This is a genomic window from Duganella aquatilis, assembly GCF_009674565.1.
Lineage (GTDB): Bacteria > Pseudomonadota > Gammaproteobacteria > Burkholderiales > Burkholderiaceae_D > Rugamonas > Rugamonas aquatilis.
In genome coordinates, this window is record NZ_WKJL01000056.1 from 1 (window position 1) to 7,684 (window position 7,684).

Annotated in this window: 11 protein-coding genes; 8 read left to right on the forward strand and 3 right to left on the reverse strand. The window is 66.5% G+C overall.

Annotated features, from left to right (window positions below; genetic code table 11):
* The 6 genes from GJ698_RS30000 to bufB all read left to right on the forward strand — a co-directional run.
* A partial coding sequence (locus GJ698_RS30000) for a general secretion pathway protein GspB (protein ID WP_166454971.1) occupies positions 1–353 on the forward strand: 353 nt, incomplete at its 5' end.
* Between the two features lie 67 nt (positions 354–420).
* Positions 421–600: a hypothetical protein gene (locus GJ698_RS30005; protein ID WP_154361518.1), complete on the forward strand. Its 180-nt coding sequence runs from the start codon at positions 421–423 to the stop codon at positions 598–600.
* A gap of 68 nt (positions 601–668) precedes the next feature.
* Positions 669–1,214, forward strand: coding sequence for a molybdopterin-guanine dinucleotide biosynthesis protein B (gene mobB, locus GJ698_RS30010; protein WP_154361519.1), 546 nt, complete (start codon positions 669–671; stop codon positions 1,212–1,214).
* A 54-nt stretch (positions 1,215–1,268) separates the two neighbouring features.
* Complete coding sequence (locus tag GJ698_RS30015; protein WP_154361520.1) at positions 1,269–1,460, forward strand: YjfB family protein; 192 nt, start codon at positions 1,269–1,271, stop codon at positions 1,458–1,460.
* Positions 1,461–1,625: 165 nt separating this feature from the next.
* Complete coding sequence (locus GJ698_RS30020) at positions 1,626–1,877, forward strand: BufA1 family periplasmic bufferin-type metallophore (RefSeq protein ID WP_154361521.1); 252 nt, start codon at positions 1,626–1,628, stop codon at positions 1,875–1,877.
* A 1-nt stretch (position 1,878) separates the two neighbouring features.
* Complete coding sequence (gene bufB, locus GJ698_RS30025; RefSeq protein WP_307766678.1) at positions 1,879–3,531, forward strand: MNIO family bufferin maturase; 1,653 nt, start codon at positions 1,879–1,881, stop codon at positions 3,529–3,531.
* Here the strand turns inward: bufB and GJ698_RS30030 are convergent.
* Both GJ698_RS30030 and GJ698_RS30035 read right to left on the reverse strand, forming a co-directional pair.
* Positions 3,505–3,798, reverse strand: coding sequence for a hypothetical protein (locus GJ698_RS30030; RefSeq protein ID WP_154361523.1), 294 nt, complete (start codon positions 3,796–3,798; stop codon positions 3,505–3,507). The genes bufB and GJ698_RS30030 overlap by 27 nt on opposite strands.
* Before the next feature lie 123 nt (positions 3,799–3,921).
* A complete protein-coding gene (locus tag GJ698_RS30035) occupies positions 3,922–4,140 on the reverse strand; it encodes an RNA-binding S4 domain-containing protein (protein ID WP_154361524.1) in 219 nt (72 codons plus the stop codon).
* Positions 4,141–4,331: 191 nt separating this feature from the next.
* Here GJ698_RS30035 and GJ698_RS30040 point away from each other — a divergent pair, with 191 nt between their 5' ends.
* On the forward strand, positions 4,332–5,234 hold the full coding sequence (locus tag GJ698_RS30040; RefSeq protein WP_154361525.1) for a hypothetical protein: 903 nt from the start codon (positions 4,332–4,334) through the stop codon (positions 5,232–5,234).
* Between the two features lie 2 nt (positions 5,235–5,236).
* On the opposite strand, the gene fumC is transcribed toward GJ698_RS30040, so the two are convergent.
* The gene (fumC, locus tag GJ698_RS30045; protein WP_154361526.1) at positions 5,237–6,634 is read right to left on the reverse strand and encodes a class II fumarate hydratase; all 1,398 of its coding nucleotides are present in this window, start codon (positions 6,632–6,634) and stop codon (positions 5,237–5,239) included.
* A gap of 154 nt (positions 6,635–6,788) precedes the next feature.
* On the opposite strand from fumC, the gene GJ698_RS30050 reads away from it, so the two are divergent.
* Positions 6,789–7,684 (forward strand): type IV pilus assembly protein FimV (locus GJ698_RS30050; RefSeq protein ID WP_371865479.1); only part of this gene is annotated, 896 nt, incomplete at its 3' end.

Below are 7,684 nucleotides of genomic sequence, written 5' to 3' on the forward strand. Positions count from 1 at the left end.
CGCTGCCGGCGCCGGTGGCGGATTTGCCGCAGTCGGTCGCCAACCTGGCGCGGGCGACGACGCCGGAGCCGGCACCGGCGCCCGCACCGGCGCCCGCCAAGCCGGCCGCCGCGTCTCCGGAGGAGCCGGTGGTCAATCTGCGCGACCTGCCGGAGCCGATCCAGCGCGCGATTCCGCAGGTGACGGTGGGCGGCTATATCTATTCCAAGAACGCCGCCGATCGCTTATTGCTGATCGATAAAATCCTGCGCCACGAGGGCGAGGAAGTGGCACCCGGCCTGATCCTGGAGAAGCTGCAGCCGAAGGAGGCGGTATTCAACTTTAAAGGTTACCGTTACCGCGTTCCGTATTGAGGCGTAATTCGCCTGTCATAAAAAAATGATATTTTTCTACTATTGAGAACTCAGCAAGGGAAATATCATGAAGCATCTGAAAGGTCTGCCATTCCTGATCGCGGCCGCCGCCTACGTGCCGCGCGCCCATGCCGCCGAGGCCGTGCAGTCGGCCCAGCCTAGCGTCGCCAGCCTGATTCTGATCTGCGTCGGCCTGATCGTGCTGTCCTGGGCCCGCGGTTCCGGCGCCATCCAGGTCAAACACTGAGCCGGGCCGCTGCACCATCGTTGTTGCTGCGTATAATGACGGGCATCAACATGATGGTGAGGTAGGCAATGCAACAAGTCAGTCCCGCGCAAGCGCGCAAAGTCCTCGGTGTGATCGGGACCTCCGGCAGTGGCAAGACCACGTTGCTGGAGCATCTGCTGGCGCAGCTGGCGGAGCGGGGCTGGAAGGTGAATGTCATCAAGCATAGCCATCATGACCTGCAGTTCGAGCCGCAGCACAAGGACAGCGCGCGCCTGCGCATGGCCGGCGCGGCCGAGGTGATGGTGGGATCGCCGTTCCGCTACGCCATCATCCACGAGCTGCGCGGCGCCGCCGAGCCGACGCTGGACGAGCAGCTGGCGCGCATGTCGCCGGCCGATCTGACCTTGCTGGAAGGCTTCAAGTCGTATGCCATCGACAAGCTGGAGGTGTACCGGGTGGAGGCGGGCCGCGCGCCGCTGTATCCGGACGACGAGCACGTCATCGCCGTGGCGGCCGACCATGCGCGGCCGGAGGGGCTGCGCGCCAGCGTTGCCTGGCTGGATGTGAATCAGCCGGAGCAGGTGCTTGCCTGGTTGCTAACGCATCTGAAAAAAACTTCAGCGCAGGGCTAAAGTTGCCGGCGGTGCGTCCGTAAACAAGGGTGAAACCCCTTAATGGAGGACCCCATGGACGTTACCGGTATTGCTCAACTCTCAACCACGATGGCGGACACTGGCACCAAGCAGGCTGTCGGCATCGCTGTATTGAAAAAGGCCCAGGACCTCCAGGCATCCAGCGCCAGCGCGCTGATCGAGGCGATTCCGCCGGTGCCGAATCTGCCGGCCCACCTCGGCAACAACATCAACACCAAAGCCTGAGCGCTGGCCCGCGGCCGCGTTCTGCGCCGCCGGTGTTCTCCGCGTGCCGTCCGGCGCGCGGCGCGTGCGTGTGCACGCCATCCTTCCCATGAGTAGACAGGTGCGTCGCAGCATTATTGCTGGTACGCTGCGGGTGCTGTTTACTTTTACTTGAGGAGATTTACCATGAACAAACGTCAAGCCCTGATCGCCGCCGCGCTGGCGACCGTGTGCGCCGCGCAGGTGGGCGCCGCTGCCGCCGCCGACGACAAGGAAAAATGCTATGGCGTGGCCAAGTCCGGCCAGAACGATTGCGCCACCAGCGCGCACTCCTGCGCCGGCCAGGCCAAGACCGACAAGGCGGCCGATGAGTGGAAGTATGTACCGAAGGGTACGTGCGAGAAAGCCGGCGGCAAGACCACGCCGCCTGCCAAGTAAGTTGTTGACCAGGCTGGGCGTCGGCGTCGGTCTGCGGGCGCCGCATTACCGGCAGTTCCTGGCGCAGCGGCCGAAGGTCGGCTGGCTGGAGGTGCATAGCGAGAATTATCTCGATCAGGGCGGCTGGGACTGGCATGTGCTGGAGCAGTTGCGGCACGATTATCCGGTCAGCCTGCATGGCGTGGGCCTGGGGCTGGGCTCGGCGCGTGGATTCTCAGAGGACCATCTGGCGCGCGTCGGCGCGCTGGTGGCGCGGGTGCAGCCGGTGCTGGTGTCCGAGCATCTGAGCTGGGGCGCGGTGGGCGACCGGCAGTTGAACGATCTGCTGCCGCTGACGCTGGACCGGGCGGCGCTGGATCTGCTCAGCGCGCGCGTGGAGCGCATGCAGGAGGTGCTGGGACGGCAGGTGCTGCTGGAGAATGTGTCGACCTATGTGCGCTTCCATGCGGATGCGATGAGCGAGGCCGAGTTCCTGGCGGCGCTGGCGGCGCGCACTGGCTGCGGCCTGCTGTTGGACATCAATAATTTGTATGTGAACCAGTGCAACCACGGCGAGGATGCGCTGGCGGCCATGGCGGCGATCGCGCCCGGCATGGTGGGCGAGATGCATCTGGCCGGGCACCTGGTGACGCCACAGGCGGTGATCGACCACCATGGCGACCGGGTGGCGCAGCCGGTGTGGCAGTTGTATGAGGCGGCGCTGCGGCGCTTCGGCGCGGCGCCGACCTTGATCGAGTGGGATACCGATGTGCCGGCGCTGGAAGTGTTGCTGGCGGAGGCCGACAAGGCGGCGCTGCTGCACGCGGCGGCCGCGCCGGCGCCGGCGTTCCAGGCGCCACGCGTGGCGTGGACGGGTGAGGGGACGGGCGCGGGGGCGCTGGCGCTGGCGCAAGGCCAGCAGCTGTTTGCCGGCGCGCTGTTCGATGCGGAACTGGCGCCGCAAGCGCTGGCGCAATTCGCTTCCGCGCACAGCGAGCACCGCTTCGCCCTGTATCGCGGCAACCAGACGGCCAACTGGCGCAAGACGCTGGCCGCCGCCTATCCCGTGGTGCTGGCGCTGGTAGGCGAGGAGTTCTTCGGCGGCCTGGCGCGCGCCTATGGCCGCGCGCAGCCTTCCGACAATCCCGATCTGAACCTCTTCGGCGCGCGCTTTGCCGCCTTCCTAAGCGATTTTCCGCACGTGGCCGAGTTTCCTTATCTGCCAGACATGGCGCGGCTGGAGTGGGCGCTGCATAGTGCGCACTACGCGCCGGCGGCGGCCGGCCTCGGCGCCGCGCAGCTGGCGGCGATTGCGCCGGAGCGGATCGAAAGCGCCACCTTCCGGCTGCATCCGGCGGTGCAGCTGGTCGCCTCCGACTGGGCGGTGGCGCCGCTGTGGTTGGCGCATCAGCCGGACAGCGGCGTGGCTTTTCCTGACGACATGGCGGTGCCCAGCCAGGCGCTGGTGGCGCGGCCGCAATGGCAGCCGCTGATGCTGCCGCTCAGTGCGGCCGGGCATGCGGCCTTGCGGGTGCTGGCGGCAGGCGGGACGTTCGGCGCGGCGCTGGATGCCGCGTTCGAACGGGATGGGGACTTCGACGTGGCGGCCAGCCTGCAAGCCTGGCTGGCGCACGCGGTGCTGGTAGCGTCAGTCCTCGCGCTTGAAGGCGCGTAGCAGCTTGGCCTCGCCGGTCAGGTCGCGGTGCAGGCGGGCGGCGATGGCGGTCAGTTCGATCATGCGGTCGATCTGCACGTCTTCGAAGCGGGCCAGTTCGTTGGTGGCGGTCTGCAAGGCTTCGGCCAGCTTGTTGCGGGCCGCCTGATACAGGGCGCCGTGGTACTGGTCGGTATTTTTCAGCAGCTCTTCGGCGTTCTCGATCACCTGGCGCAAATCGTCCAGCAGGCTTTCCTGGGTGGGACTGTTGGGTGGCTGGCCGTCCATGAGAGACCCCTACTGGTTAAGAATCCACTATAGCGGGGCAGACGCCCGCCGGCTTGCGCCAGATCAAACGCGTACCGGCACACCCGCATAGCTTACCTTCAAATTTCTCAAAAGCAAGAACAATTACGCTGCGACCACACTAATCCGCACATCGCCCAGGCTGACCTGCTGGCCGGCGCGGATCTTGGCGGTCTTGCGCAGCTCCTGCTTGCCATCCACCTTGACGTCGCCGCTGGCCACGATCATCTTGCCGGCGCCGCCGCTGTCGCACAGGCCGACCAGTTTCAACAACTGATTCAGCTCTACAAACTCGCCATTTAATTCGAAACTTACTTTCTGCATTTTATCCTCTGCTGCCTTGATGTGAAGTCGGTACGGCCTCTGCCATTTGCTAGTGTAGCGGCATTCCGACAGGCGCGCAGTTTACCCTATCGGCGCGTCCTGCCGCGATTGCTACGCAGCAAAGAAGTTGGTATTCTGGGTTGACTGCTGAATATTTGGGCAGGGGGCTTGGCCTTGGGGTGAGTTGCATCATGAACAAGTTCTCTTTGGCATTGGCAATGGCCAGTCTGGTCGGGGCCGACGCGGTGGCGGGCGATCCGTTGGCGCCGGCGCCGCCGCTGTTCGAGCAACGCGCCAACGCGGCGCTGCTGTTCGATGCCGCCGACCGTCAGGCGGCGCTGGCCGATACGCTGCGCGGCGACAGCGTGCCGCGCTACAGCGCGATGGCCGGCTTGCCGAAGCTGCATTTCGGCGCCTTGCCGGACAATCTGGCGCTGCTCGATCCGCTGGGGCCGCTGCTCAGCGAGCATGGCAAGCGTTTCCTCAGCAGCGCGGAATTCGAAAAGAAAATGGGCCGCGGCACCGGCATCCTGACCGTCGGCCTGCTGCGCGAGGCGGGCGGCGCGCCCGGCAGCGAACACAGCATGTCGATGATGCTGAACACGCGGCCGACCACCACCTTTACTTCCTTGTCGTTGGGCTATGCGCTGACGGCGCGCAGTTCGCTGATGGCAATGGCGTCCTATGGCAAGACCGAGGGCATCGGCAGCCCGGACAGCCTGCTGGCGCAGGTGTCGTCGGTGCGCACGGTGGCCTACAGCGCCGGCTATGTGCGGCGCCAGCTGCTGGCCGCCAACGACCGCCTGGCGGTGACCTTGTCGATTCCGGCCAAGGTGCGCACCGGTTCGCTGGAGTACAGCGGCGCGCTGCCGCAGGCCGTCGATCCGGGCGTGGCGGTGCTGGGCGCGCCGACGCTGAATCTGCGGCCGACCGCCACCGAACGCGACCTGGAGCTGGGCTACACCCGCTTTTTCGGCCGCGACGGCAAGCTGGGCCGGCTGACCGGGGCGCTGATGTGGCGCGTCAATCCCGGCCACGACGCCAACGCACGGCCGGACGTGCTGACCGGCGTGCGCTATTCCTACGGTTTCTGAGTTCAGCCCCTGGCGCCGGGACGGGTCATGTCCAGCGGCACGATCCACTGCTCGAACTGCTCGGCGGTGACGTAGCCCAGCGCCAGCGCGGCTTCCTTCAGCGTCGTGCCTTCGTGCTGGGCCTTCTTGGCGATCGACGCCGCCTTGTCATAGCCGATGTGCGGCGCCAGCGCCGTCACCAGCATCAGCGAGCGTTCCATCAGTTCGGCGATGCGTCCCGTGTTCGGTTCGATGCCGTGCACGCAATGTTCCTCGAAGCTGCGCATGCCGTCGGCCAGCAGGCGCGCGCTTTGCAGGAAGTTGTGGGCGATCATCGGCTTGTAGACGTTGAGCTCGAAGTTGCCGGAGGCGCCGCCCATGGTGATGGCGACGTCGTTGCCGAATACCTGGCAGGCCAGCATGGTCAGCGCTTCGCACTGGGTCGGATTGACCTTGCCCGGCATGATGGAGCTGCCCGGCTCGTTTTCGGGGATGGTGATTTCGCCCAGGCCGGAGCGCGGGCCGGAGGCCATCCAGCGCACGTCGTTGGCGATTTTCATCAGTGCGGCGGCCAGCGTCTTGAGCGCGCCGTGGGCCGACAGCAGGGCGTCGTGGCCGGCCAGCGCGGCGAATTTGTTGTCGGCGGTCTGGAACGGCAGGTGTAGCGCGTGCTCCAGCTCGGCGGCGATGCGGGTGGCGTATTCGGGATGCGAGTTGAGGCCGGTGCCGACGGCGGTGCCGCCGGCCGCCAGTTGCAGCACGCCGGGCAGGGCGGCCTTGATGGCGCGCTCGGCAAAGTCGAGGTGGGCGACATAGCCGGAGAATTCCTGGCCCAGGGTCAGCGGCGTGGCGTCCTGCAGGTGGGTGCGGCCGATCTTGACGATGTTGGCAAAGGCGGTGGCCTTGGCGTGCAGGCTGTCGCGCAGCTGCCGGATGGCGGGCAGCACGTTGTGGGCCAGCGCCTGGGCGGCGGCGACGTGGATGGCGGTGGGGAAGATGTCGTTCGACGATTGGCCCTTGTTGACGTCGTCGTTCGGGTGCAGCTTGCGCGCTTCGCCGCGCACACCGCCCATCAGCTCGGAGCCGCGGTTGGCCAGCACTTCGTTCATGTTCATATTGGACTGGGTGCCGGAGCCGGTCTGCCACACGGCCAGCGGGAATTCGCTCGGGTGGACGTTGGCCAGCACTTCGTCGGCGGCCTGGGTGATGGCGATGGCCTTGGCGCCGTCCAGCAGGCCGAGGTCGAGGTTGACGCGGGCGGCGGCGCGCTTGACGCTGGCCAGCGCGTGGACCAGTTCCAGCGGCATTTTTTCGGTGGAGATGCGGAAATGTTCGAGGGAGCGCTGGGTTTGCGCGCCCCACAGCTGGGCGTCGGGGACGTCGATCGGGCCAAAACTGTCACGTTCGCTACGGGTGCTCATGAAGAATCCTTGGTAGGGAAGAAGAGAAATGAGTGTAGCGCAGTTTGGAAAAATTAACCGGGGGCTACAAAAACGGGAATTTCAGCCGTTATAGCTGTTACACTTTTTGGAATTCTCGCCCCAGCGCGACCTTTTGATGATGCAGCGTAAGCACTTGACAACTTCGATCAGCGCCCTGGCCTTGGCCGGCGCCGCGCTCGTGGCCCAGTCGGCCGAGCTGGGCGATATCGCGCCGCGTTCGTATATCGGCCAGCCGCTGGCGGTCGATATCGACCTGGTGGCGCTGACGCCGGAGGAACAGGCCGGCTTGCAGGTGCGGCTGGCCGATGCGAATGTGTACCGCGGCGCCAATGTGACGATGAATCCGGCGCTGACCTCAGTGCGTTTGCAGGTCGAGAAGCGCGGCAGCCGGCAGGTGTTGCATGTGACCACCACGCGGGCGGTGGATGCGGATTATGTCCATCTGTACGTGGAGCTGGGCGTGCCGGGCAAGCAGGATGTGCGGCTGGCCACGGTGTGGCTGCAGAAGGATCCGAATCCGCCGGCGCCGGTGGTGGTGGCGCCGCCGGCCGCTGTGATGACGCCGGCGCAGGCGGAGCAGGTCGCGGCGCAGGCCAGGGCGGCGCGGGTGGCGTCGGAGGCGGCCAATCGGCAGGCGGCTGCGGAGGCGGCGTCCAGGGCTGCGGCCGAGGCGGCCGGCAAGGCGCGGCGGATCGCGGGTGTGTGGGTGTCGGCGGATGGCAAGCCGATGAAATCGCCGCCCAGGGAGGAGTCGGCCGAGGTGCCGGTGGGGGTGGCGCAGGCGCTGTTGCCGTTGGCGCCGCTGCCTTTGCCGAAGGGTGTGAAGCGGCCGGCGCCGGTGTCGTGTGCGCCGACTGGCATGAGCGCCAAGGAGTGCCAGGCGCTGGATAATCATAATGCGGAGCTGTCCAGCAAGTTGGTGGAGCTGGAGGGCAAGATGAAGATGCTGCAGGGGGCGCTGGCTGGTGCGGCGCCGGTGGCCGTTGGCGTGGCGGCGCATGGCGCGCCTGCGGCGGCGGCTGCGTCGGG